This is a genomic window from Tepidibacter mesophilus, from assembly GCF_002724055.1.
Classification (GTDB): domain Bacteria; phylum Bacillota; class Clostridia; order Peptostreptococcales; family Peptostreptococcaceae; genus Tepidibacter_A; species Tepidibacter_A mesophilus.
In genome coordinates, this window is record NZ_BDQY01000001.1 from 220,644 (window position 1) to 246,539 (window position 25,896).

The window sequence follows — 25,896 nt, forward strand, 5'->3', positions numbered from 1 at the left end:
ACCCCAGAAATTTCTGGGGTTTTTTTATTGTGTTTTTACTACATACAGAATTTAGATATTATAATTTCCAACGCTAATATATCTTTTTTAAGCCCACTCTTTATGCTATAATCAGCCTCTAAGAGTTCATTTTGTAGTCTTATTATTGAAGTATTATCAAATTTTTTACTTTGTATCAATGCTTTTTTTATAACATACGGATGAATGCCTAAAGACTTTGCTATAACATGTTCCGTATCTCCTTTTCCATTTAATAGCTTAGACTGCATTATTATTTTGAACTGTCTTGAAATCATACTTAAAATCATTAAAGGAGATTCTCCTTTAACAATCATATCATTGAATATCTTTATTGCCTCACTGGCATTTTTATTTCCTATAAAATCTATCAATTTAAATATATCATTTTCTGTTTTTTTAGAGGATAACTCATCTACATCACTTATAGAAGCTTTTTTGCCTTGCCCCACAAATGAAGTTATCTTCATAATTTCATTTTCTACATCAGACAAAGTCTTATCTGAGTTCTTATTTTGATAGTCTATATTATTCAAAAAATAATTCAATGTAGAATTGTCTATGTCTACATTTTCCTTCTTAAATCTTTTTTGAGCCCATTTCAATAGTTCATTATTATCTAATTTATTACAATTTAGCACAGTTCCATATTTTCCAAGTTCTTTAGTAAACTTTTTTCTCTTATCTATATCAGAATAAATAGCAAATATTAGTATTGCATGATCGGGAGTATTTTTTATATATTCACAAATTTCATCTTCATCTTGTTGTGTAAAATTCTTTTTCTTGTTAGTCAAAAGCTCAAAGTTTTTAATAACTACAACCTTTCTATCATCCATAAATGGAATAGTTTCTAAGCTACTTATAATTTCATCTAAGCTAGTTTGATTTCCATCTATTGTAGAAAAATTAAAATCTACAAACGTACTATTTAAACTTTTTTTAAATTTCTTTATCAATTCATCTATAAGATACCTTTCTTTACCATAGAATGTATATATTTTTTCAAATTTATTCACCTTTATATTTTTAATTATATCCCCGTACTTCATTTAATTGCTCCTTTACTGTTTTTCTTTCGTTATATATCATATATGTCATTAAAAGTATATAATAAAGCACAACTAATTTCAAATTAACAGTTTCAAATTCTATATATGAATATTTTATACTAGATAAATAAAATAAAATAGATTTTATATAAAATATTATAAAACAAACTATTTTAGATAGAATCAAATAAATAATACTAAAATTTATATAGTAAAAAAAAATGCACATGAAAATTAATCCTATGAGTATTCCTACAGTTGGAACTATTAGTATATTAGTTATTAAGAATACATTGGATATAATCTTAAATCTATAATAAACAACAGGAATAGTCAATATACTTGCAGATAATGTTATTGATACGAGAGGACATCGTACATACTTATCAATTTTATCATAAAAATATATTATAGATAATGTAGCTAAGAAAGACAATTGAACTCCTATATCATATATAATAAACGGATTTATAATACATAAAATAATTCCCACAAGAGAAAGCGCAGACATCCCATCATACTCTCTTTGCACAAATACAGATAAATATATTATAAAGCTAAAAATACATGCTCTAAACATGGACCCTTTAAAACCCACAATAACAAAATATAAGAATATCAATATACTTATAGTAAAAAATTTTAATATGTTATTAATTTTACCTATAATCAACGTTATGATATATATAACTATACCTACATGAAGACCAGATAAAGCTATTATATGACTCACTCCTGCCTTTGAAAACACTTCTTTAATATTTATATCTAAATCGGTTTTATCTCCTAGTATTAAAGCATTTACGAACGAATAGTTTTCTCTGAAAATATCTTTTATAGAATACGTTATACTTGTTTTCATTTTGTTTATAAAAAAATACATACTGTAATATTCAGATGATTTTATGCAATCGGAATTTACTATTCCATCTATACCCTTTGATTTTAAATAAATACCATAATCGAATTTATCAATCTTTATATTGTAAGAACTTTTAAAGATTCCTTTTACTTGAATATAATCTCCTATTCTTACGCTTTGACTTTTATTAAAATCTCTTATCAAAAAATTTCCTACCGCATACTCACAGTAGTATTCTTTATAAATAATATTTTTAACAACACCTTCAACTTGGATATACTTATCCTCTATATTATAAAATTTATCGTTATAGTTTTTAGTGTATAAAGTGGAAATTATTATACTTACAAGCAAAATTAAAACAATAGGTCTTCTCATTTATCCCATTCCTTTGATTATAATATTATTTGATATTATAATCAAAGGAATATATAAACAAACAAAAATCCTCGAATTATTTTTTATAATTCGAGGATTTTAAATGTATTTAAATTTCATTTTTCAAAGCCTTATTTACTTTCATGTAATTAGTTTTCATTATAGCACTAGATACCAACACTCCTACTATAGTACTTGCCACTCCCTGTACTATATTCCAAGGAATAGATTCCAAAGATACTATAAAGCTTCCTTTTAATATACCTCCACCAATATAATAACCAACTACCATAACTATAGATCCTACAATCATAGATCCAGATAATATGAATTTATTTTTATATTTTTTAACTAAAATTCCTACTACCAATCCTTCTAGTCCTTTTATTATCAATGTAAATAAAGCCCAATGAGCATATCCACTTAAAATATCAGCAAGTGCTGAACCTATACCACCTGCTACCATACCAGCTACTGGTCCAAATAGAACAGATGTTATAAAAATTATACTATCTCCAATATTTACAAATCCATTAGTAGCAGGTACAGGAATTTGAATTAACATTGTACCAATACAAACCATTGCAGTCATAAGTCCCATAAGAACTAAATTAGATAATTTTGTATTTTTCATAAAAACTCCCCCTATAACATTATTCAATCTCAATTATACCAGGGAAAATTTTATATAACAATAATCATTGAACCGATACAATTTTATTTTTTATTACATTTTGAAACACTTTTGTATCCAGAAAACAAACCACTCGCAGTAAGCCCTGCTATTATACCATCCAGAATACTCTTTTTTATATCTACATTAGTTTCATAAACTATACACAGCACTATTCCTATACCTAATGATACTAATGGTGCAAATTTTTTAGGGAGTCCAGCTGTTTTTATAACTTGAGTTATACCAACTATTAAGGATATTATTATAGGATTTAAATAACCGTCCATGAAACCCACCTCCTATAATATATTTATTCTAAAACTAAAAAAAGGGCACTAGGCCCCTTATATATATTCATTTATATAATTAATCTTTTTATTAAATATTTTCTTTAAAATATCAATATAATCAATATCTTCAACCTTTATATTTCCTAAAAAAACTGCTTCATCGACTCCTATATAAGAAAAGGCCAGTTGACTAAATGTATTTATATCTATAGAAACATCTTCTTTTTCATAAGTAGATGCTACTTGTTTATTATTTATAAAAAACGTTTTATTGTTTTGATCTATAAACTCATCCTTTATTCTCAATTTTAAACTTATATTTTCCTCTATGTTCAAGTTTTTTATGAACTTTTGAACATTAATTACCCTTCCCATCATAAATGGCTTTATATTAATATCTATTTTCTTAAGAGCGGGAATTATAAGTTTTATTTTGTCATCTATAATAGAGTTAATACTAACTTTTTTAAATTGAGTATTATGATTATATATGAATTTCAATATAGATTTTAATGCATTTATGTTTTTATAAGCAACCTCCCTTACAAACATAGTATCACCCATTTTAAAATATATTATATACCCATCCACTTGCTTCTCATCTTCATGTATGTATATATATCCACTTTCTGATTCTATTTCTTTAAACAGTATTTCGTAATATTTTTTGTCTCTTTTTACATATCCATTTTTATTCTTAAAAAAGCAATCATAAATATTTATTATAGAATCTATATGTTTATTTAATGCTTTTTTAAAAACACCATTTGATTTAAAATCTTTCAAAAAATCCATATCTATTTCATAATTGATTTGATCATAACAATGTTCATATCCAAACCTTCTATACAACCTATAATCTATAGGCATGAGTATAGATATTACTTGCTTTTTATTATAAAGTTCATTAAGTGTAGTTCTCATTAAATTACTCATAACACCCCCTCCTCTAGCTTCAGGAAGTGTGGATACACCTACAATATAAGATGTATCATATATATCATTATTTATTTTTATTTTATATTGATTTAATTGAAGAGAAGATATTATTCTATCATTATCTTCAACTACCAATGTATTTTCACATTTATATTTATTTTCGAAATAATAATTCATGAACTCTTCAGTGTCACCAAAACAGTATCTCCACATATTTTTTATTTCTTGTATATCCTCATTATACGCAAATCTAATTTTCATATTAAACCTCCAATACAGTATACTTTTCTACGAATTTATGAGGATAATAAGATAACTTAGCTTTTCTTAACCCTGCAACACCTAGATCTTCTTCCCTATTTACAAATTCAACATCTTTAAATTCATTTTCTAAAAATAACTTATTTATTATAGGATATAATCCTCTTATTTCTGCATTAGCTTTTTCCACATGTATAAGTGCCATATTATCATTCAAATATTCTCCAAATGTAAATGCTTCTAGTTTAGAATCTATATATATTCCCCCTACTTTTACATCTAACTTATCATAATTTTTAAATACCTTCTCAATTGCAATTTTTTCACTTAATATACTTTCATCATCTTCTTTATTTTCAGTCCATTTTTCTAAGAGATTTAGGCATTCGTAAAAATCATCTTCATTCAATCTTTTATATTCAAACCTTCCATCATACTCTTTTAAAAAATAGTTAACATGATTTCTCTTTTTTTGATACTTTCTGCCCTTAAGAGTCCTTAGACTTTCACCTAAATAAACATAATCAAAATAATCTCTTTCTTCTATATAATTAAATCTTTCATCGTAATTTTCTTTAAGAAATTTAATGAATTCTCCAGTTGCAGCCCTCAAATGAATATTTTGATTATTCTCTTGGAAGTAATCCACAATAAATTCAAATGCATTTTTTAAATTTTCTTTCTTTGCAAGGGGTATTACAGTGAATTTATGATCTTCATACTCACCTATAATAACTATAAAATTTTCTCCTTTATGATACATAGTTTTATATAAATGTTGCCACATAAATAAAGTTGTAAAATTATATTCACAAGCTTCATGATTTAGATTTTTCAAATATTTATCTAGTTCTTTTTTTGCCTCTATATTTACTGGTTTAAAAATATAAATCTACCTCCTTCATACTCTATCTATTCTATCATATATCTTTCTATACCCTCAATAGGTATTTACAATCACCAAGTTAAAGTTTTCAATAACTTTTTAATATATTTCCCATTTTATTATCCAATACACTTATTAAATTTATAAAATAACTCAATAATATTAAATGGAGGTGAATTATGAAAAAAACATTTCTAATAATATTTATTATATTCTCAATTGCTCTTTGCAGTTGCAATCAAATAGATGAAGAATTTATAAATTGCACTTCAAATGATAATTTATTTTCTGTTCACTTTATAGATGTAGGACAAGGGGATAGCACTCTTTTAATTTCTCCAGACAATAAAACAATGCTAATAGATGCAGGAGATAATTTTCATGGAGAAAAAGTAGTTGATTACTTGAATAAGCTTAATATAAAAAAAATAGATATTCTAATAGGAACCCATCCAGATGCAGACCATATAGGTGGTCTCGATTATGTAATAAACAATTTCGATGTAGTCTATTTTTATATGCCAAACAAAAGTCATAACACAAGTACATTTGAAGATGTATTATTAGCAGCCAAAAGTAAACATTTAAAAATACATACAGGTAAGTCAGGAGTTAATTTTTCATTAGGTAAATTCATTAAATGCAGTGTTTTAAGTCCTACCAAAAATTATAGTGAAAACAACTTATGCTCATTAGTTATAAAATCTACTTATAAAAATAAAAGTTTCTTATTTACAGCGGATGCTGAATTTCAAAATGAACAAGATATGATAAAGTCCAATCACAATATAAAATCAAACATTTTAAAAATAGGACATCACGGAAGTTCATCTTCAACAAGCGAAGATTTCCTGTTGAAGGTTAAACCCGATATTGGAGTTATCTCTTGCAAACATAACAATAGATATAATCATCCGAGTGAAAAAACATTGACTCTTTTAAAAAAATATAATATACCTTTATATAGAACCGATAAACAAGGTAATATAATTCTATTTTGTGATGGTAATGAGATTTTTAGTTACAGTAAACCGTTAAAACTATAGGAGGTAATCTTAATGAGAGGAATAATAGATAGATTTGAAAATAAATTTGCAATAGTAGAACTTGAGGATAAATCATTAATAAATATACATAGATTACAAATCCCTAAATCAGCAAAAGAAGGAGATGTCATATTAATCAATAAAGATGTCATCTCCTTGGATTTGAATGCAACAAAAAAACTAAAAAAACAAGTAGCTGATTTAATAAATGAACTTTTTATAGACTAACTATATCATTCACTACAACAGATGCTATTATAAGACCTCCCACAGAAGGGACAAAAGATATGCTTCCAGGAGTTTCTCTCTTTGACTCACTAGATATACTTCTAACAGGTTTTATAGGCTGTTCTGTTGAATATACAACTTTTAGTTTTTTAATGTTTCTAATTTTTAGTTCTCTTCTCATAACTTTAGCTAAAGGACACATATGTGTCTTAGCTATATCTGTAACTTCTATCTTAGTAGGGTCTAATTTATTACCCATACCCATAGAACTTATTATTTTTATATCATTCTTGTAGCACCTCTCTATTAAATCTATTTTAGACGATACCATATCAATAGCATCTACTACATAATCATAATCTTGACTTAATAGTTCACCTGCACTATCCTTGTCATATAATTTTTTATACGCTATCACGTTTATATTGGGATTTATATCAAGTATTCTTTCTTTCATGCATTCAACCTTACTTTTTCCTACCGTACTGTGTAAAGCTGGTAATTGTCTATTTATATTGGTTATATCTATATCATCGTGATCTATCATTATTAAAGTTCCTATCCCTGATCTAGCTAAGGCCTCGCACACAAAACTTCCAACACCGCCTACTCCAAAAACTGCTACTTTTGAATTTCTAAGCTTATTCATTCCTTCATTTCCTAATAACAGTTCCGTTCTCATAGAAAAATCTTTTTGCATATTATACCTCCTATTTTTATTTTTAAATCTAAAACCCCTATATAAATCATATAATATTAACGATATATCATTAAAGGAAGGTGATATTATGATAAACAAAGTAAATAGCACTAGAATTAACATTATGAAAATCACCAATAAATCTTCAGTTAATAATATACCCCAAATCGATCCAGTCAATAAAATAAATGAACCTACAAACGATACTTCAAGTTCTAATTTTGTATTAAATTCGGACCATTTTTATAGTAAACTACAAAACAAGAAAAAAAACAATATAAAATTCAAAAAAACACCAGAAAAAATCATTTATAAAAAACCACATAAAAAAAATACCAATCTAACAAAAACAGATAAAGATATAATCTTTGCGATAAGAAATTTTGTGAATAATTATAATGAGTCTATATTATACTTTAAAAAATCAGGAAACTATATAGATAATTATCCGATCACTAAAATATCTAAATTAATACTAAATTATAAAGATACTTTAAAATTAGTAGGAATATATTTAAATAATGAAAATTATTTATTTTTCAATGAAGAAATTTTAAAGTCTAATCTAAATTTATATAAAAAACAAATATACTCTTTATTTGATCTTGATAAAGGATTTATAAAAAAAATATTAGATGAAATAAATAATCTAAAAAATAAGTAAAAATATTAGAATATGCCCAAGCCTTATATTAATAGATATGTAAGGGGTGATTTTTTGAAAAAACTAGTATTTATTTTAAGTATTTTAATAGGAATCAACTGTTTTATACTTTTTCCTAAGTGCTATAATAGCTTAATAGATAAAAGTGTAGTGAATAATTATTTAAATTCTTCTGAGGATAATCCAAAGAACGAGGTCTTAAGAAAACAAATAATAAAAAATGTGCTAAATGCTACTGGATATAATAATTGGAACGAATACATAGATTATATAGATTTAAAAATATATAAGATAGATGTTTTACCCAATGATAAACAGGACATTCTATTTAGTCTAAATTTATCGAAAGATAACGCATTAATAGCCATATTCGAAGATACTGCAAATGATAAGTATTTTTACAAAACAAAAATAACAAACTTATCTCCAGTAAAAAACATATCTTCATTTAAAGATTTTTTAATAGTTGAACAATTATTAGATGAACGTTTAGGTGCTTTTTTTATAGATAATTTTGTTGAAGTATTCTATTTTGATAAGAATTCATTCAAAGAAACTTTCAAAAAATCCATTTATTATGATGAAATATACAAAGATATTTGGATAGATAAGAATGCTCCTAATGATATTTGGAATAAAAACATCCAAAAATCATCAATAGACTATCTAGATGAAGATGTTCCTAAAATACTTGCAATAACTACCAACATTCAATCAAAAGCAAAATCTGTGAGCACACCTAAAGAAGAAGACTTTAAAGAAATTAGTAAAACTTCTCAGCAGGAACTCTACACTTGGAATGAAAACGAGAAAATTTTCAAATTAACAGAAAAGAAAAAATTAAATGAATAAAAAATTCGTCTAATGCTACGCATTGACTCATGTCGCCAACGATCCTAAAGGGCTCCGTTGCTCAAAAATAGTTGCAAATGTAGTTATTCAATCAATGTTACCCATAGATTCAAAATCATATAGTTTCCTATAGAGCAAAAAACGGTCACAGCTAAATAGCTGTAACCGTTTTTTTAATTGGCGGGAATATGTAGGAATCGAACCTACCCAGGAAGCTCTTAACTCCCCGAACTGGTTTTGAAGACCAGAGGCAACACCAGCCACCATCTACTCCCAGGTTACGTCTTTCCCTCAGTACTTTTATATGATACCATGCATATTGTATTTTTGCAAGTACTTTTTGTCACTTTTACTTATATTTTGACGATATAATTAAAAATATTAATAACACTAGAATATTAATAACACTAGTAAGTATATTATATTTCTATAATACACTGATAGTATACCCATTAAATTAATATATATTTCTACTCCCTTTGTGGAAATGGTACATAGAAAATATAATAGTTTTCTTTAAATATTTTCTATGTATCATTCTGTTTATTAAGATTTCATAGTTAATGCTTTATCAAGCTTTCATCTCTAGAAAAAGGTTTATTAAATTCATAGTGAGAAAACTCCTCTATACTTTTTCCTTCTATTAAGAATAACACACTATTTATATTTTCAAATTCTGTTAAAGAGTTTACCACACTGTATATAGCCATAGTCTCAGATGTTGATCCTCCACTTGAATTTTTTATAAATTCTTGGCTTAAATCTACACTTGCTATTCCCTTGTCCTCAGAATATTTCAACAGTTTTGTTCCCTTAGGTACTACATTATATCCTTGTTTATCAGATTCCTTTATAAGCTCTTCAATAACTTTTTTGCCTATTATTTCCCCTTCTTTTATTGCAATATTGGTTTTAATAGGAACAAGATACTCTAAATTTTCATCAGGAAGATATAATGTAAGAGCTGCGTTTTTTTCATCACTCAAATTAAACGGCTTTAATATTCCATATTTTTCACCATCAGAAGATATCAAGTCCTTACCCTCTATTTTTATTTCTATACCATGTATTTCTTCAAATTGATTTAAAGTGTTGCTAATAGTTATAACAGAATTAACTTCATTCATATTTGATTTGAAATTCAAAAATTCCTTAGATAGGTCTATATACAAAATATTATTTTTTTTATTTAAAGATAATATTTTTGTCTTTTCATTTATACTTCTAACCATATTAGATGTATACGGACCATTTAATAAAGCATTTAGAGTAACATCATATTTTTCACCATCTATATACTCAATAGGTCTTGTAACCCAATGTATTTTTGAGTTGTCATTACTAGAGTAATAAAGTTTAACTTCTTGTTTTTTTATATTATTCTCTAATACTTTATCGTTGCACCCAACTGCAAATATCATCAAAGTCAATATCATCATTATAAAATATATTTTTTTTCTCATATTTACCTCCTAAACTGAATAGGTCTTTATTAGTTTTTTTTAAAATAGTATCCCTTTCCCCATTTAGTTAATATATATCTAGGGCTTGAAGCATTTATTTCTATTTTTTCTCTAAGTCTTCTTATATGAACATCTACAGTCCTTAAGTCTCCATAATATTCATACCCCCATATTTTTTGAAGTAAATATTTTCTATCAAATACTTCACCTGGATTAGTTATTAGAAATAATAGTAAATCAAATTCTTTTCCTGTTAAGTTTATATATTCTTTTTTATACATAACTTTTCTGCCAAGTGTATTTATTTCAAAGTTTCCAACTTTAAATTCTGATGACATTCCTACATCGTCTATTTTTTGGATTCTTCTCAATATAACGTTTATTCTAGCTTTAAGTTCTAATATATTAACAGGCTTGGATAGACAATCATCAGCTCCAATTTCAAGTGCTATTATCTTTTTATAATCTTCTCCTTGTGGTGTTATCATTATTATAGGTATAGATGATACACTCCTTATTTCTTTACACAATTGAAATCCATCTTTTTTTCTTATTTGAGAATCTATTATTATTATATCGTAATCACTATATTTTTTGCCTAGAGCTTCTTGCGAGTTTCCAACTTTATCCATTCTATAATATTCATATTCAAATGCATATTTCATTTCCTTTATTAATAATAACTGAGAATCTATTATTAATATTTTTACCATAAACACTCCTCCTAGAAAATCATTCTCTTGTCTCCTAGTCTTCTTGTTATCTTATTTCTATCAAAATCTTCCAAAAGAGCCATGGCATACTTTCTACTTGCACCTATTAAATCTCTAAATTCCGATAAAGTCAAAGTTTTATTTTCTTCCAAATGTTTTTTTATCATATGAACTGCTACATCATAATTTTCCTTATAATATACAATATCCTCAGTAACCATAACAAGAGTATCTCCTAATAAAGCTTCTAAAACTTCTTGATATTCTTTCTTATCTTGTATTATTTCAGATATATTTCTAGGTGTGAATTTATCATTCTTCAGCTTAGACTCTATATCTTTTTGTATATTTAATTGCGACTTAGTAAATTCAACCTCAAAGTCATATAAACTAGCTATATTATCTACAATTTTTATATCATTATCCTTAACTATAATATTTAGTAAAACGTCAAAATCCTTAGTCTTTAGATTCTTCTCTATTCTAGTCCTCAGTTCTTCTTTAGATATTCCTTTTTTAAGAGGATTATTTTTATGAAAATTAGATAATACACTTAAAATTTTATTTTTTAAATCCTCATAGAAGTTTTTATGAATGTATATGGTATTTATATTCATAACCTTATTTTGTTCACACAGAATATCTAATTCTTGTTGTATTATTTCCCTTTTTTCACCAATATAAACAGCTATATCATTTAGGACTGGGTATTCTTTACTATGTTTTTTTATAATTTCTTCTATTATTTCTTTTAAATCTCCTTTTTCCTTTAACTGAAGAGAATTAATAACATCTGTATCAAATCTTTTATGTTTCTTAGGATTTGAATCAAGTATAATTCCTCCCCCTATAGTTTCCATAGGAGAATAAAACCTTATTACGAACATATCCTTATTCTTAGCTACTATAGTTTCTTCAAGTCTTATTTGACAATAACCTTCTTCTCCTGGATTTAAGACTTCCTTATCAATAGGAACTATTCTACCTAAGATTTCTCTAGTGCCATGATAAAATCTTATTCTATCCCAATATTTTACCATTCTATCAGAATGCTTAACTAAAGAAATTTTCACATCCAGCATCATAGATTCACTTAACGATTCAGGATAAGCTAATACATTTCCTCTTTCAATTTCATCAACCTTAACATTAGATAGATTTATAGCTACCCTTTGACCTGCATAAGCTGTTTTTACAGATTCACCATGAACCTGTATACTTCTAATCTTTGTAGGTTTGTTTTGAGGATATATATTTAAAGTATCATCTACATCTATGCTTCCTTCTATTAAAGTCCCCGTAACCACAGTACCAAATCCTTTAACAGAAAAAGCTCTATCTATATTTAGTCTAGGTTGAGCATTTAAATTCTTAGTTTTAACCTCATCACTGATTCTATCAATCTCGCATATTAATTCATTTATTCCTCTTTTACTTATAGAATCTACTTCTATCATAGACATATCTTTTAAGAAAGTACCTTGAACCTTTTCCTTTATATCTTCTTTTATAAGCTCTAAGAACTCATCTTCTACCATATCACACTTTGTTATTACTATAATTCCTTTTTCTATATTTAAAAAGCTCATAATATCTAAATGCTCAACAGTTTGAGGCATAACTCCCTCATCAGCAGCAACAACAAGTAAAACCATGTCTATGCCTGATATACCCGCCAACATATTTTTTATGAACTTTTCATGTCCCGGAACATCTACTATACCAGCTCTCTTACCACTGGGTAAATCAAAGTAAGTAAATCCTAAATCTATTGATATACCTCTTTTTTGCTCTTCCTTTAATCTATCAGTCTCCCTTCCTGTAAGAGATTTTATAAGAGTTGTTTTTCCATGATCTATATGTCCTGCTGTTCCTATTATTATATTCTTCATACTAAACCTCCTATTTCAGTGCATTAGTTAGTTGTTTTGATATAGATTCAAATTCATCATCAAAGATAGTTCTAACATCTAAAACGTATTTATTGTCATACACTCTAGCAACAATACTATCCTCGCTAAGTCTTAATTTTTCCTCAAGCTCAGACACACCCATATTCTTAGGGACTATAGTTATAACCTTTGTATCTATAGTCTCAAGAGGCATAGATCCTCCTCCAACTTGAGAATACCCATCTTCTATTTTAATATCAATATCTAAATTCTGATTCTTTATTATTTCATATAATTTTCGAGCTTTATCATTTAATTTATCCATAGAATAAGTCAGCATTCTTAAAGTAGGTATTTCTTCAACTGCCTTTTTCTCATCTAAATAAAGTCTAAATGTAGCCTCAAGAGCTGCTATAGTCAATTTATCCACTCTTAACGCACGAGTTAACTGATTCTTCTTCATCTTTTCTATATATTCTTTCTTACCCACAATTATTCCAGCTTGAGGTCCTCCTAATATTTTATCTCCACTAAAAGTTACTACATCAGCTCCCTTTTTAAGAGAATCTATAACCGTAGGCTCATAGCTAAGACCATACTTTGATATATCAATGAATAATCCACTTCCTAAATCCTCAATCACAGGTATATCATGCTCTTTTGATAATCTCGATAATTCATCTATATCAACACTACCAGTAAAACCTAACACTCTATAATTACTAGTATGAACTTTAAGTAATACTCCTGTATTTTCATTTATAGCATCTTCATAATCGCTCATATGAGTTTTATTAGTAGCACCTACTTCTCTTAATATAGCACCACTTTCCTCCATAACCTTGGGTATTCTAAATGATCCCCCAACCTCAACAAGTTCTCCTCTTGATACTATTGCCTCTTTATTTTTTGACATAGTGCTTAAAACTAATAAAACAGCTGCCGCATTATTATTCACTACCAGTACATCTTCGGCTCCTGTTATATTCTTGATTATTTCTTCTAAGTGAGAATATCTAGATCCTCTTTTTCCTTTATTTATATCGTATTCTAAATTAGAATATCTCGATGCTACCTTCCAAACTTCCTCTTTTATACTATCCGCTAAAAGAGATCTCCCCAAATTCGTATGTATAACTACTCCAGTTGCATTTATGACCTTTTTCAACGAAAGAGAATATGATAATCTCAATTCATTTGAGATATTATTTATAAATTTATCATAATCAATAGAAAAATTATTTAATTGATCTTCTTCTAAATTTATTATGTTTTTTCTTATATTATCTATATTTTTTCTTATTGTATCAACAACTAAACTTCTAGGGTATTCTTTGATTAATTCTATTATAATTTTATCATTTAGTACCTCATCTACAGATGGTAATAAAGAAAATAGCTTCTTCTTATTCAAGTTAATCTCTCCTTCATCTATTTTACTTTTATTAATATAACTTTTCCTAAAAAATATTTTTTACAATCAATTATAACATATTTTAAATCATAAAAAAATAAAGAGGGATTACCCTCTTTATTTAACTTTTATGTGTTTACTTTCTTTTTTTACTACATTTCCTATTATCTTAGCTTCTATAGATCCATTCTCTATCATTTTCTCTATTAATTCATCTGCTTTTTCTTTTTGAACTGAAACTAATAATCCTCCAGACGTCTGTGGATCGTATAAAATATCCATTATATGTTGCTCTATTCCATTACTTTCTACATCAGGTGATATATAAGCCATATTTTTATACATTCCCTCTGGAATTATACCCATCTTAGCAAAATCAATTGCAGCATTTATTATAGGAACTTCATTAGAGTCAATTTCAATACACACATCAGATGCTTTTGCCATCTCAAGAGCATGTCCTAAAAGTCCAAATCCAGTTATATCTGTTACTGAGTTTACATCCACTTTATCAAAAGCCATAGCTGCATATTTGTTCAAATGGGTCATAATCTTAATAGCTTCATTTTCTACAGATTTATCTGTTATATCAGCCTTTATAGCTGTATTTATTATACCTGTTCCAATAGGCTTTGTTATAACTAGTACATCTCCAACCTTAGCCCCTGCATTAGATAAAACCTTATCTGGATGCACAAGCCCTGATACAGAAAGTCCATATTTAGGTTCCTTATCATCAACAGTATGCCCTCCTACCAATAAAGCTCCTGCTTCCTTGACTTTATCAAATCCGCCCTTTAATATTTCTCCAAGAATAGCCATGTCTTTACAAGATGGAAAACACACTATATTCATAGCAACCGTAGGTTTTCCGCCCATGGCATATATATCAGATAAAGAATTTGTGGCTGCTATTTGCCCAAATAAATAAGGGTCATCTACAACAGGCGTAAAAAAATCTAAAGTTTGTATTAATGCCATTTCTTCATTTAATTTATAAACAGCAGCATCATCCGCTGTATCAAGACCAACTATAAGTTTATCACTTTCTATTTTCGGCAGATTACTAAGAGCTTTAGCCAGATCCTCTGGCCCAATTTTTGCGGCTCATCCTGCAGAAGTCGTCATCTGAGTTAATCTTATCTTATTTTCCATTTAGCTCCACCGTCCTTCTTACTTCAATATAATTATATAATATCATATTTTGTTTTATAGTTGTATTTATTTTACTTTTATATCGTTTTTTATCGATTCAAACTTTTTTTCACCTATTCCTTTTACCATCATTATATCCTCTATCGCTTTGAACTTTCCATTTTGACTTCTATATTCTACAATTCTCGAAGCTGTAACATCTCCAATCCCAGTTAACGATTTAAGTTGATTAGCATTTGCTTCATTTATATTAATCTTAGATGATACCATTTCATTGGAGTTAGAATCACTATAACTATCCTGCTTTACACTATCATTACTATTTACTCCATCCCCCATTACTTCAATTTCCTTATCATTGATACTCGGAATTATATAATGAGAACCATCTTCTAGTTTTATAGCTAAATTAACTCTATTACTATCTGCATTTTGGGTAAGACCTCCAAGCTTTTCTACTGCATCTACAAGCCTTGAATCACTTTCCATATTTACAACTCCACAAGTACTTACTTCTCCACTTATGTATACTACAATCTCTGAATTGTCATCTTCAAGTTCTAAGTCTGCACTTTCTAAACTTATATTTTCTTTCATGTCACTTTCTTCATCAATATACTTGTCCTCTTTAGAACTTATAACATATTTAGCTTTTCCAAAGTTTATTTTACTATTTACAAACATGCTTATAATCACAATCACTAATATACTACCAAATACCGTTAAATTTCTTTTATTAAAATTCATAAAATATCCCTCCTACTCTATATTATTGACAAAAATATGATATACTAAAATCATATTGCATCATTAAGTAAGGGGGTATATATGAAAAAAATCACATCACTAGTTATAGCAATATTTTTAATATCATCTTCCTTTATAACTTCTTTTGCAGATGAAAAACTTAACCTTATAGGTGAATCTGCAATTTTAATGGATTATGATACGGGCAAGATTTTATACGGTAAGAATATACATAAAAAAATGTATCCAGCTTCAACAACAAAAGTTATGACAGCCCTTTTAACTCTTGAGAATTGTGATCTAGATGAAATAGTAACTGTCGATTATGATTTAGGATATATAGATGGTAGTGGTATTTATATTAAGCAAGGCGAATCATTTACAGTTGAGACATTGTTAAGAGCCCTTCTTATTAAATCTGCAAATGATGCCGCTGTAGTTTTAGCTAATCATATTTCAGGTTCAACAGAGGAATTTGCAAAACTTATGAATAAAAGAGCTAAAGAGTTAAAAACAAAAGACACTCATTTTAATAACCCAAATGGGCTTCCAGATGAAAACCATTATACGAGTTCATACGATTTAGCTTTAATAGCACAAGAAGCTATGAAGCATGACAAGTTTAAAGAAATAGTTAAATCTACATATATTAAAATGCCTGCAACCGATCAATACCCATACGAAAGAGTTTTCAAGAGTACAAACAAGTTTTTATGGGGTGTTGGAGGAATCAATACAATAGAGTATAAAGGAGCTATTGTAAATATAAAATACGATTTAATAGACGGTATAAAGACAGGCTATACAGATATTGCAAGAAAATGTTTAATATCCAGCGGTCAAAAAAACGGGTTTAGATTAATTTCAGTTGTTTTAAAGTCAGAAGGAGATGAAATATATAAAGATTCTAGAACTCTAATAGATTATGGATTTGATACTTATTCAAAACATAATATTGTAAATAAAAACGCTGAACTTGGAAGAAAAAAAATATTATTCACTAAAGAAAAAAGCCTAAAATATAAAGCAGAAGAAGATTTCAATATAGTAATGTCAAAAAATGAAAATATAGAAAATATAAAAACTAAAACAATACTAAAAGAGCCACTTGAAATACCTATAAAAAAAGGTGATATTGTAGGAAAAATCCAAATTTTAAAAGATAACAAAGTAATATCTGCTATTAACTTAGTTGCATCAGAAGATGTAAACTCTATATTGGGTAACATAGACATAAATAAAATTTTAAGAATATTGTTGTTTGCAGTTAAAGTAATACTATCAATCTCGTTTATAGTATTTTCTGTAAGATACATAAATAAAAGAAAAAAATAGGGTGTTGGATTTCCAACACCCTATTTTCATATTTAAAATTATAAAGCAAATTTTTATCCAAATACTCTTTTAGTTATACTACATCCTGTACAAGTAGCTGCTACACCACCTAAAGCAGTTTCTCTAAGCTCCATAGGAAGAGCTTTCCCTACTTTATACATAGCTTCAACAACCTCATCAAATGGTATTATACTTTCAACTCCAGCAAGCCCCATTTCAGCAGATATTAATGCATTAGCAACTCCTATTGCATTTCTTTTTTGACACGGAGCCTCTACAAGCCCAGCTATAGGATCACATACAAGTCCCATTACATTCTTCAATGTAGTAGCAGCTGCATGTATAGCTTGTCTTGGAGTACCGCCCATCATTTCAACAACACCAGCTGCTGCCATAGCTGCCGCTGATCCTGTTTCTGCTTGACATCCACCTTCTGCTCCTGCAACAGTAGCATTTCTTGTTATTATAGCTCCTATAGCAGATCCTGCAAATATTGCATTTATCATATCTTCATCGCTTAATCCATATTCATTAGCAACTGTTATTATAGCAGCTGGAAGTATTCCACAAGAACCTGCTGTAGGTGCTGCAACAATAAGGCCCATAGAGGCATTAACTTCCAAAACTCCCATAGCTGCACTTATAGCCTTTGACATTAACGATCCACATACAGTCTTACCCGTTTCTAATCTGTTTTTTATAAGCTTAGCTTCCCCACCTATAAGTCCTCCAACTGACTTTATATCTTCTGTTAAACTCTTATTGATAGAATTTTTCATTATTTCTAAACTATGAGACATTCTTTCTATTATTTCTTCTCTAGTTTTTGAAGTTAAATCCATTTCTCTTTCTATGCAAACTTCATATATAGTTTTATTTTGTTTTTCACATATATCTAATAATTCTTTACCATTAGTAAAATTCATAAAAGTCACCTTTTCCTTATAATATTTACATTCCTTCTATTATAAATGCATCCTGTATTAACTTATTATTAGACTTTATATCAACTATTACATTAGAATCTATTTTATCATCAGCCTCTATTATAGTAAAAGCCTCATTTCCTTTTTCTTCTCTATATATACTCATAAATGCTATATTAATATTGTTATTAGCAACACAGTTAGTTATATGAGCTGCAGCTCCAGGTAGATCCCATTGTTTTACTACTAAAGTTGGATATACTCCTGTAAACTCTATAGTCAATCCATTCAATTGAGTTATCTTTATGTTTCCTCCTCCAATTGAAGCGCCCATAACTTCCACAGTTCTATTATCCTCTGTCTCTATTATAAACTTAACAGTATTAGGATGCTTATCATCTCCTAAATCTGTTGGTACCATTTCAAACTCTAATCCTCTTTCTTTAGCTATATCAAAAGATGTTTTTATTTTATCATCATCTGGAGAAAATCCTAATATCCCTCCTACAAGAGCCTTATCAGTACCGTGTCCCTTATAAGTTTGAGCAAAAGATCCATGAAGTAAAAATTTTACCTTTTTAACACTTCCCCCTGCCATTTTTCTTGCCATACTTCCTAATTTTGCAGCACCCGCTGTATGAGAACTTGAAGGTCCAATCATATTAGGTCCCACTACATCAAAAACACTATAGTCTTTCATTAGTTTCTCCTTTCAAATTACAAAATATAATACCTTAATTGTTTCACATTAGTTATTACATATTAATTATACTATAAAAAATATCATTATACTATATTTCTTTTCAATATATTGCATATATTTATTTATGTATTTTTTTAAATTTTTACCATTTACGCACTATCGACCTGTGCAACAAATCGTTTTCCCTACTTTTTTTGAAGAAACCTATATATATTATATACTATTTTATATATATTATTAATTTTAAAAAAATATAATTTCAAAAAGAAAAAAAATGACCAAGCTCAGCTTGGTCATTAATTAATTATTATTTTACAACTGCTATAACTTCTATTTCAACTTTAACGTCTCTTGGAAGTCTAGCAACTTCTACACAAGCTCTAGCTGGCTTGTTTTCTCCAAAGTACTCAGCATATACTTCGTTGATTTGTCCGAATTCATTCATATCTTTAATGAATACAGTACTCTTTACTACATCTGCAAAAGTAGCTCCTGCTTCAGCTAATATAGCTTTTACATTTTCTAAAGATCTAGCAGTTTGCTCTTTAACTCCACCTTCAACTACTTCCATAGTAGCTGGATCAAATGGAACTTGTCCAGATACAAACAGTAAATTTCCAGCCTTTACAGCTTGAGAATATGGTCCTATAGCCTTTGGTGCATTATCTGTATGAATCACTTGATTATTCATTTTAAAACCCTCCTAATAAATCTTTAATCTACTATATTATACTATAAATTTGTAATAATAAAAGGTAAATTTTACTTTATATTATTTATTTTTAATTTTTACTTCGTATCCATTTGCCTCAACCTTAGATATTATCTCTGTTATATGATCTTTATCAAAAGTTTCAAGAACTATATCTACTTCTTGAGTTCCTAAAATAACCTCATTACCCATTCTACTTTGATTTATATGAAGTATATTAGCCTTAGTTTCAGCTATTAAGTTTATAAACTTTAACATTTCTCCACATTTATCTGGAAGCATAGTATTAAAGCATAATCTTCTTCCTTCTTTTTCTAAGCCTTTGTCTATTATTCTATAAAGCATATTTACATCTATATTTCCACCAGAAATTATTCCTACTACATTCTTATTAGTTTCTTTTACTTTACCACTCATTATAGCAGCTGTACAAACAGCACCAGCACCTTCAGCAACTATCTTGTCTTTTTCTGTTAAGAAAAGGATTGCCTGAGCTATCTCTTCTTCAGTTACAGTTACTATTTCATCAACTAACTCTTCTATTATTTCAAAAGTCAAATCTCCAGGAGTCTTTACAGCTATACCATCAGCTATTGTTGGAGCTTTAAAGAATGTTGTAACCTTTCCAGCTTCTCTTGATGCCTTCATAGAACCTATGTTTTCTGATTGAACACCTATTATCTTAACTTTTGGATTTAATGCTTTTGCAGCAACAGCAATACCAGATATTATACCCCCACCACCAATTGGTGCTAATATTATGTCAACGTTTTCAAGATCTTCAAATATTTCAAGTGCTATAGTTCCTTGTCCTGCTATAACGTATGGGTCATTAAACGGATGAAGGAATGTAGCTCCTGTTTCCTTTTGTATTTCTACAGCCTTTGCATAAGCATCATCATATACAAGTCCATTTAATACAACTTCTGCTCCGTAAGACTTAGTAGCAGCTACCTTCGCAAGTGGTGCAGTAGCAGGCATAGCTATAGTAGCTTTAATACCATTCATCTTAGCTCCTAAAGCAACCCCTTGTGCATGATTTCCTGCACTTGATGCTATAACTCCGCATTGCTTTTCTTCTTCAGTTAAGTTAGCTATTTTATTAACAGCCCCTCTTATTTTGAAAGATCCTGTCTTTTGTAAGTTTTCTAATTTTAAAAACACTCTATTATTGCTCATCTTACTAAGAGCTGAACATTCTAACAATTTAGTTTTAACAGCTATACCGCTAATTGCTTCTCTTGCTTTTTTAACATCTTCTAAAGTAACTTTTGCCATTATTATCACTCCTTAAGTTAATTATTCTACAACATGTATTTTACATCGTATTTTGCTAAAAATCAACAAGAAAATCGTTTTCACAATTTTATAATTTATCCAACTATTATAATTCCACGCTTAAAGCACTTATGTTCACAGGAACTAGACATATTCTTTTGTTTTTTCACTCTTTCTGTACTTATTTTAATAGATTTAAATTTCATTATTATATATTTTCATTATATTTTTTTATAGATTTTTCTATCGAACTTTTGTATTTTTGCCTCTTTCAAACAAGGTTGTATTCACCTCCATTCATGAGTCCTACAGAGGTTTCATAGATCAAAATAGTTGATAATATAATTTCTATCTATAAATTAAAAATTATATAATTTCGTTAAAAACAAAACAGCTTAAACATTTAAAAAAATGTTTAAGCTGTTTTGTTTTCTACTTAACAACTATATTAACTAATTTTTTAGGAACAGCTATAACTTTAACTATTTCCTTGCCATCAGTAAATTCTTTTATTTTTTCATCCTCTAATGCTTTTTCTTGCATTTCTTCTCTTGTAACATTAGAACTCAATGTTAACTTCCCTCTAACCTTACCATTGATTTGAACTACAACTTCTACCTCATCCTTAACAAGGGCAGTATCATCATACTCTGGCCATGATATTTCTGATACACTGCCTTCTTTCCCTATAATAGTCCAAAGTTGTTCTCCAACATGAGGTGTAAATGGTGAGATTATAGTTATTATAGCTTCTATACCTTCTTTTAGTATACACTCTTTTCTATTTTCATTTTCCTTATACTTGTACATTTCATTTACAAGTTCCATAAGAGCAGATATCGCAGTATTAAATCCAAACTTACCAGATATATCATCAGTAACTTTTTTAATTGTAGAATGTATAACAAATCTAGCTTGTTTGTCTTCTTTAGATAAATTTTCAATAGTAGTCTTTGTATTTACACAATCTTTAAGTTCTTCCACTAATCTGAATACTCTATTTATAAATCTATAACATCCCTCTACGCCTTGTTCAGACCAATCCAAATCTCTTTCAGGAGGTGCAGCAAATAATACGAATAATCTAGCTGTATCTGCACCATATTTTTCTATTATCTCTAAAGGACTAACTACATTACCTTTAGACTTTGACATTTTTGCTCCTTCTTTTAACACCATTCCCTGAGTTAATAAGTTCTTAAACGGCTCGTCAAAATCCACCATTCCTAAGTCCTTTAAAACCTTAACAAAGAATCTTGAATACAGTAAATGAAGTATAGCATGCTCTACTCCTCCTATATATTGATCAACAGGCATCCACTTTTGTGCTAACTCTTTATTAAAAGCTTCATTTTCATTTTTAGCATCTATATATCTTAAGAAATACCAAGATGAATCTATGAATGTATCCATAGTATCCATTTCTCTTCTAGCTGGCTTTGAACACTTAGGGCATATAGTGTTCATAAAGCTTTCAGAAGTTATTAACGGAGATTGTCCTTTTCCTGTAAATTCAACATCAGTTGGTAATTTAACAGGTAAGTTCTCTTTTTTAACAGGAACAGTTCCACAATCTTCACAGTAGACTATAGGAATCGGACACCCCCAATATCTTTGTCTTGATATTAACCAGTCTCTTAATCTGTAGTTTATAGTTTTCTTACCTATATTAAATTCTTCTAATTTTGCAACTATTTTTTCAAATGCTTCTTTAGAATTCATTCCATTAAATTCTTCTGAATTTATCATATTCGAATCTTCATCTATAACAGGAATTATTTCTAGTTCGTATTTTTTAGCAAATTCTTCATCTCTATCATCATGTGCTGGAACTGCCATTATAGCTCCTGTTCCATAATCAACCATTACATAATTAGCTATATAAATAGGAATTTCTTGTCCATTTAAAGGATTTATACAATATCTACCTATGAATACACCTTCTTTTTCAGTATCAGTAGAAGTTCTCTCTATTTCACTCATGTGTTGAATTTTAGTTTTGAAAGTTTTAACAGCCTCTTCATACTCTGTTCCTTTTACAAGATCTTCAACATATTCATGTTCTGGAGCTAATACCATATAAGTAACACCATACATAGTATCCGGTCTTGTTGTAAAGATTTTTAACTTTTTATCATATCCCTTTATCTCAAAATCTGCCTCTGCTCCAGTACTTTTTCCTATCCAGTTTTTTTGCATTATTTTAACCTTTTCAGGCCATCCATCTAACTTATCTATATCTTGTAAAAGAACCTCAGCATAATCAGTTATCTTTAAATACCACTGTTCTAAATCTTTCTTAATTACTGCCGAATCACATCTTTCACATTCTCCTCCAACTACTTGCTCGTTAGCTAAAACAGTTTCACAAGATGGACACCAGTTAACGAATGATTTTTTCTTGTACGCTAGTCCTTTTTCATAGAACTTTAAAAATAAATCTTGAGTCCATTTGTAGTAATCAGGAAGACAAGTAGCTACTTCTCTATCCCAATCATAGCTAAGACCTAAAAGTTTTAATTGTTCTTTCATTTCTTGTATATTTTCTCTTGTCCACTTATCAGGATGAATTCCATGCTTTATAGCTGCATTTTCTGCTGGTAATCCAAATGAATCCCATCCCATAGGATGAAGTACATTGTATCCTTTCATTTTCATGAATCTAGCAACTACATCTCCTATTGAGTAGTTTCTAACATGTCCCATATGAATTTTTCCCGATGGATAGGGGAACATCTCTAAGACATAGTATTTCGGCTTTTCATTTTCGATAGTCTCAAAAGTCTTTTCATCTTCCCATTTTTTTTGCCAATATGGTTCTATTTGTTTAAAATCATACATATTTAATCCTCCTAAATTTATATTATAATCTTATTTTATATATTTTTGTATAAAAAAACCCCTCTATCCCTAGTATTTAGGGACGAGGAGTATATCTCGCGGTACCACCCTAATTGGCTAAAAAGCCCTCTTAGTGTAGCTTATAAGGGAGCCACCCCTAATAGAATTAACTAGCAAGTTCAAAGGCTCATTCTACTAGTTCTCACCACCCACTAGCTCTCTTAAAAAAAACAAATTCCTTTTACTACTCTAGACTATTATTTATATATAATACGACTTTTAAACTAAATTGTCAACATCTACATTTGGTGCATCTTTCCATAATCTTTCTAGGCTATATACGTCTCTTTCATCATCATGGAATATATGTACTACTACATCCCCATAATCAAGAAGTATCCATCTTGATGAATCTTGTCCTTCTTTTGATATAACACATACATCGTCTTTTTTAAGCTCATCTTCTACATTATGAGCTATAGCCTTCACTTGTCTTTCCGACGGTGCACTAGCTATTATAAAGTAGTCAGCAACAGAGGATATTTTGCCAATATTTAAAACAATTATATCTTCTCCTAATTTATCATCAATAGCATCATAAGCTACTTTTACAATTTTTTCAACACTTTCTATCATTTAATTTCCTCCTTAGATATCTTTACCTATTAATACTATTATATCCATATTTTTATCTTTAATTTTGGATTTATCTTGTCTTAATTGACCTTTTCCTATAATTTGTCTTATTTTTTGAGCTTCTTCTTTTTTAGAATCATAATATATTATAGTCTTAGGATTATCAAAGTCATCAGCATTACCTACTGTGTTAGGCTTTAACCCTTGACGTGCAAGTTTATTAGAAACTTCTGTTGCAACTCCAGATAAGCCAGAGCCATTAAACACTGCAATTTTCAAATCTGCATTGCCCTTATTTTTATTATTATCATAATAAAGATCACTTACTAATTTATTTATTTCTTCATTATCAAGATTATAATAAGATATTCCATTTATGTACATAGGCTCTCCTGGAACAGTCTCTTTTCTTATATTATTTACGTCTATTTTTTTAGCTTGCATACCAAGTGATGCCATCTCAGAAACTTCCATATCTGTATCTACATATGTATTAAAAGTATCTATATACCCTTTAATATTAAAGATTGAAGATGGGCTTAATACCTTTTTAGCAAGTGATTGTATAAATGCCTGTTGAACTTCTACTCTTTGCAAATCACCTCTTGGATAACCTGTTTTTCCACCATTATTTTTTCTAAATCTTAAAAACTCCATAGCTTCTTGACCATCTAGAACTTGTTTTCCTTTTTTGAAATGAATATGAAGAGGTGGTGTAGCATAACGATCATCATAATTCATATTCATAGGTATATCAACCTCAACACCGCCTACCTCGTCGACAGTCTTATAAAGTGCTTGATAATCCACTTTAACATAATGATGTATAGGTATTCCTAGAAGATCTTTAACGGCTTGTATTGATAATTCAACACCGCCATATGCATGTGCCGCATTTATCTTATCATATCCTTTTCTACCTCTTATCTTAACTCTAGAATCTCTTGGTATTGATAATATAGATGTCTTATCATTTTTAGGATCCATACTCAAAACCATCATAGTGTCAGTTCTAATACCTTTTTTACCTCCATCTAAACTATCTACTCCAAGAAGCAATACATTAACCATTTCACCATCTTGTTCAACAGTCGTTTCTCTTTCTCCAGGCATTGGAATTTCTGCTAATTGATCATTTTCTTTAGCAACAATAAGATATATACTCGTTCCAAATATCATACTAAATATAACAAAAAAAACTATAAAAATTTTAAAAAAGTGCTTCAAAG

The 25,896-nt window shown here is 28.6% G+C and carries 25 protein-coding genes, 1 tRNA gene and 1 other annotated feature; of the genes, 5 read left to right on the forward strand and 21 right to left on the reverse strand.

The features are described 5' to 3' along the window. Window positions 1–38: 38 nt before the first annotated feature. From holA to Tmeso_RS01065, 6 genes are all read right to left on the reverse strand, one after another. Window positions 39–1,070, reverse strand: a complete 1,032-nt coding sequence (holA, locus tag Tmeso_RS01040) for a DNA polymerase III subunit delta (protein WP_099187366.1) — start codon at window positions 1,068–1,070, stop codon at window positions 39–41. Then, the gene (locus tag Tmeso_RS01045) at window positions 1,048–2,310 is read right to left on the reverse strand and encodes a ComEC/Rec2 family competence protein (protein ID WP_099187368.1); all 1,263 of its coding nucleotides are present in this window, start codon (window positions 2,308–2,310) and stop codon (window positions 1,048–1,050) included. The genes holA and Tmeso_RS01045 overlap by 23 nt, the downstream gene beginning before the upstream one ends. A gap of 109 nt (window positions 2,311–2,419) precedes the next feature. Further along, on the reverse strand, window positions 2,420–2,944 hold the full coding sequence (locus Tmeso_RS01050) for an ECF transporter S component (RefSeq protein WP_099187370.1): 525 nt from the start codon (window positions 2,942–2,944) through the stop codon (window positions 2,420–2,422). 83 nt (window positions 2,945–3,027) lie between these two features. Beyond that, window positions 3,028–3,273, reverse strand: a complete 246-nt coding sequence (locus Tmeso_RS01055; protein ID WP_099187372.1) for a holin — start codon at window positions 3,271–3,273, stop codon at window positions 3,028–3,030. Window positions 3,274–3,330: 57 nt separating this feature from the next. Continuing rightward, complete coding sequence (locus Tmeso_RS01060) at window positions 3,331–4,476, reverse strand: GNAT family N-acetyltransferase (RefSeq protein ID WP_099187374.1); 1,146 nt, start codon at window positions 4,474–4,476, stop codon at window positions 3,331–3,333. Window position 4,477: 1 nt separating this feature from the next. Beyond that, a complete protein-coding gene (locus Tmeso_RS01065; RefSeq protein ID WP_242967793.1) occupies window positions 4,478–5,314 on the reverse strand; it encodes a DUF2156 domain-containing protein in 837 nt (278 codons plus the stop codon). A gap of 227 nt (window positions 5,315–5,541) precedes the next feature. Here Tmeso_RS01065 and Tmeso_RS01070 point away from each other — a divergent pair, with 227 nt between their 5' ends. Further along, a complete protein-coding gene (locus Tmeso_RS01070) occupies window positions 5,542–6,408 on the forward strand; it encodes a ComEC/Rec2 family competence protein (RefSeq protein ID WP_099187378.1) in 867 nt (288 codons plus the stop codon). A 12-nt stretch (window positions 6,409–6,420) separates the two neighbouring features. Continuing rightward, window positions 6,421–6,636 carry a DUF3006 domain-containing protein gene (locus tag Tmeso_RS01075; RefSeq protein ID WP_099187380.1) on the forward strand — a complete coding sequence of 72 codons (216 nt, stop codon included), beginning with the start codon at window positions 6,421–6,423 and terminating at the stop codon, window positions 6,634–6,636. Here the strand turns inward: Tmeso_RS01075 and Tmeso_RS01080 are convergent. Next, window positions 6,626–7,336 carry a tRNA threonylcarbamoyladenosine dehydratase gene (locus tag Tmeso_RS01080; protein WP_099187382.1) on the reverse strand — a complete coding sequence of 237 codons (711 nt, stop codon included), beginning with the start codon at window positions 7,334–7,336 and terminating at the stop codon, window positions 6,626–6,628. The two genes, Tmeso_RS01075 and Tmeso_RS01080, sit on opposite strands and share 11 nt — an antisense overlap. An 88-nt stretch (window positions 7,337–7,424) precedes the next feature. Here Tmeso_RS01080 and Tmeso_RS01085 point away from each other — a divergent pair, with 88 nt between their 5' ends. Both Tmeso_RS01085 and Tmeso_RS01090 read left to right on the forward strand, forming a co-directional pair. Beyond that, complete coding sequence (locus Tmeso_RS01085; RefSeq protein ID WP_099187384.1) at window positions 7,425–8,000, forward strand: hypothetical protein; 576 nt, start codon at window positions 7,425–7,427, stop codon at window positions 7,998–8,000. Window positions 8,001–8,054: 54 nt separating this feature from the next. Beyond that, window positions 8,055–8,852 (forward strand): hypothetical protein, encoded by a 798-nt coding sequence (locus Tmeso_RS01090; RefSeq protein ID WP_099187386.1) that lies wholly within the window; start codon window positions 8,055–8,057, stop codon window positions 8,850–8,852. Between the two features lie 178 nt (window positions 8,853–9,030). Here the strand turns inward: Tmeso_RS01090 and Tmeso_RS16255 are convergent. The 7 genes from Tmeso_RS16255 to Tmeso_RS01120 form a co-directional block, all read right to left on the reverse strand. Beyond that, window positions 9,031–9,127: transfer RNA gene (locus Tmeso_RS16255), tRNA-Sec, on the reverse strand. A gap of 285 nt (window positions 9,128–9,412) precedes the next feature. Then, the gene (locus tag Tmeso_RS01095) at window positions 9,413–10,315 is read right to left on the reverse strand and encodes a GerMN domain-containing protein (RefSeq protein ID WP_099187388.1); all 903 of its coding nucleotides are present in this window, start codon (window positions 10,313–10,315) and stop codon (window positions 9,413–9,415) included. A gap of 29 nt (window positions 10,316–10,344) precedes the next feature. Then, window positions 10,345–11,028 (reverse strand): response regulator transcription factor, encoded by a 684-nt coding sequence (locus Tmeso_RS01100; RefSeq protein WP_099187390.1) that lies wholly within the window; start codon window positions 11,026–11,028, stop codon window positions 10,345–10,347. A gap of 11 nt (window positions 11,029–11,039) precedes the next feature. Next, window positions 11,040–12,920 carry a selenocysteine-specific translation elongation factor gene (selB, locus tag Tmeso_RS01105; RefSeq protein WP_099187392.1) on the reverse strand — a complete coding sequence of 627 codons (1,881 nt, stop codon included), beginning with the start codon at window positions 12,918–12,920 and terminating at the stop codon, window positions 11,040–11,042. Between the two features lie 10 nt (window positions 12,921–12,930). Further along, window positions 12,931–14,334 (reverse strand): L-seryl-tRNA(Sec) selenium transferase, encoded by a 1,404-nt coding sequence (gene selA / locus Tmeso_RS01110; RefSeq protein WP_099187394.1) that lies wholly within the window; start codon window positions 14,332–14,334, stop codon window positions 12,931–12,933. Window positions 14,335–14,451: 117 nt separating this feature from the next. Further along, the gene (gene selD / locus Tmeso_RS01115) at window positions 14,452–15,489 is read right to left on the reverse strand and encodes a selenide, water dikinase SelD (protein WP_099187396.1); all 1,038 of its coding nucleotides are present in this window, start codon (window positions 15,487–15,489) and stop codon (window positions 14,452–14,454) included. A 66-nt stretch (window positions 15,490–15,555) separates the two neighbouring features. Then, window positions 15,556–16,236 carry a helix-hairpin-helix domain-containing protein gene (locus tag Tmeso_RS01120; protein WP_099187398.1) on the reverse strand — a complete coding sequence of 227 codons (681 nt, stop codon included), beginning with the start codon at window positions 16,234–16,236 and terminating at the stop codon, window positions 15,556–15,558. Between the two features lie 81 nt (window positions 16,237–16,317). Here Tmeso_RS01120 and Tmeso_RS01125 point away from each other — a divergent pair, with 81 nt between their 5' ends. Further along, entirely contained in the window at window positions 16,318–17,571 is a 1,254-nt protein-coding gene (locus Tmeso_RS01125; RefSeq protein ID WP_099187400.1) for a D-alanyl-D-alanine carboxypeptidase family protein, read from the forward strand. Window positions 17,572–17,624: 53 nt separating this feature from the next. Here the strand turns inward: Tmeso_RS01125 and sdaAA are convergent, their stop codons facing one another. The 7 genes from sdaAA to Tmeso_RS01160 form a co-directional block, all read right to left on the reverse strand. After that, a complete protein-coding gene (gene sdaAA, locus Tmeso_RS01130; RefSeq protein WP_099187402.1) occupies window positions 17,625–18,497 on the reverse strand; it encodes an L-serine ammonia-lyase, iron-sulfur-dependent, subunit alpha in 873 nt (290 codons plus the stop codon). A gap of 25 nt (window positions 18,498–18,522) precedes the next feature. Continuing rightward, on the reverse strand, window positions 18,523–19,197 hold the full coding sequence (gene sdaAB, locus Tmeso_RS01135; protein ID WP_099187404.1) for an L-serine ammonia-lyase, iron-sulfur-dependent subunit beta: 675 nt from the start codon (window positions 19,195–19,197) through the stop codon (window positions 18,523–18,525). A 310-nt stretch (window positions 19,198–19,507) separates the two neighbouring features. After that, window positions 19,508–19,891, reverse strand: coding sequence for a RidA family protein (locus tag Tmeso_RS01140; RefSeq protein ID WP_099187406.1), 384 nt, complete (start codon window positions 19,889–19,891; stop codon window positions 19,508–19,510). 81 nt (window positions 19,892–19,972) lie between these two features. Beyond that, window positions 19,973–21,190, reverse strand: coding sequence for a threonine ammonia-lyase (ilvA, locus tag Tmeso_RS01145; protein WP_099187408.1), 1,218 nt, complete (start codon window positions 21,188–21,190; stop codon window positions 19,973–19,975). A 432-nt stretch (window positions 21,191–21,622) separates the two neighbouring features. Next, on the reverse strand, window positions 21,623–24,031 hold the full coding sequence (gene leuS, locus Tmeso_RS01150; RefSeq protein ID WP_099187410.1) for a leucine--tRNA ligase: 2,409 nt from the start codon (window positions 24,029–24,031) through the stop codon (window positions 21,623–21,625). 75 nt (window positions 24,032–24,106) lie between these two features. Beyond that, window positions 24,107–24,298, reverse strand: a binding site (T-box leader). Window positions 24,299–24,310: 12 nt separating this feature from the next. After that, window positions 24,311–24,667 (reverse strand): ribosome silencing factor, encoded by a 357-nt coding sequence (rsfS, locus tag Tmeso_RS01155; RefSeq protein ID WP_099187412.1) that lies wholly within the window; start codon window positions 24,665–24,667, stop codon window positions 24,311–24,313. A 12-nt stretch (window positions 24,668–24,679) separates the two neighbouring features. Next, window positions 24,680–25,894: an LCP family protein gene (locus tag Tmeso_RS01160; RefSeq protein ID WP_099187414.1), complete on the reverse strand. Its 1,215-nt coding sequence runs from the start codon at window positions 25,892–25,894 to the stop codon at window positions 24,680–24,682. Window positions 25,895–25,896: the final 2 nt, after the last annotated feature.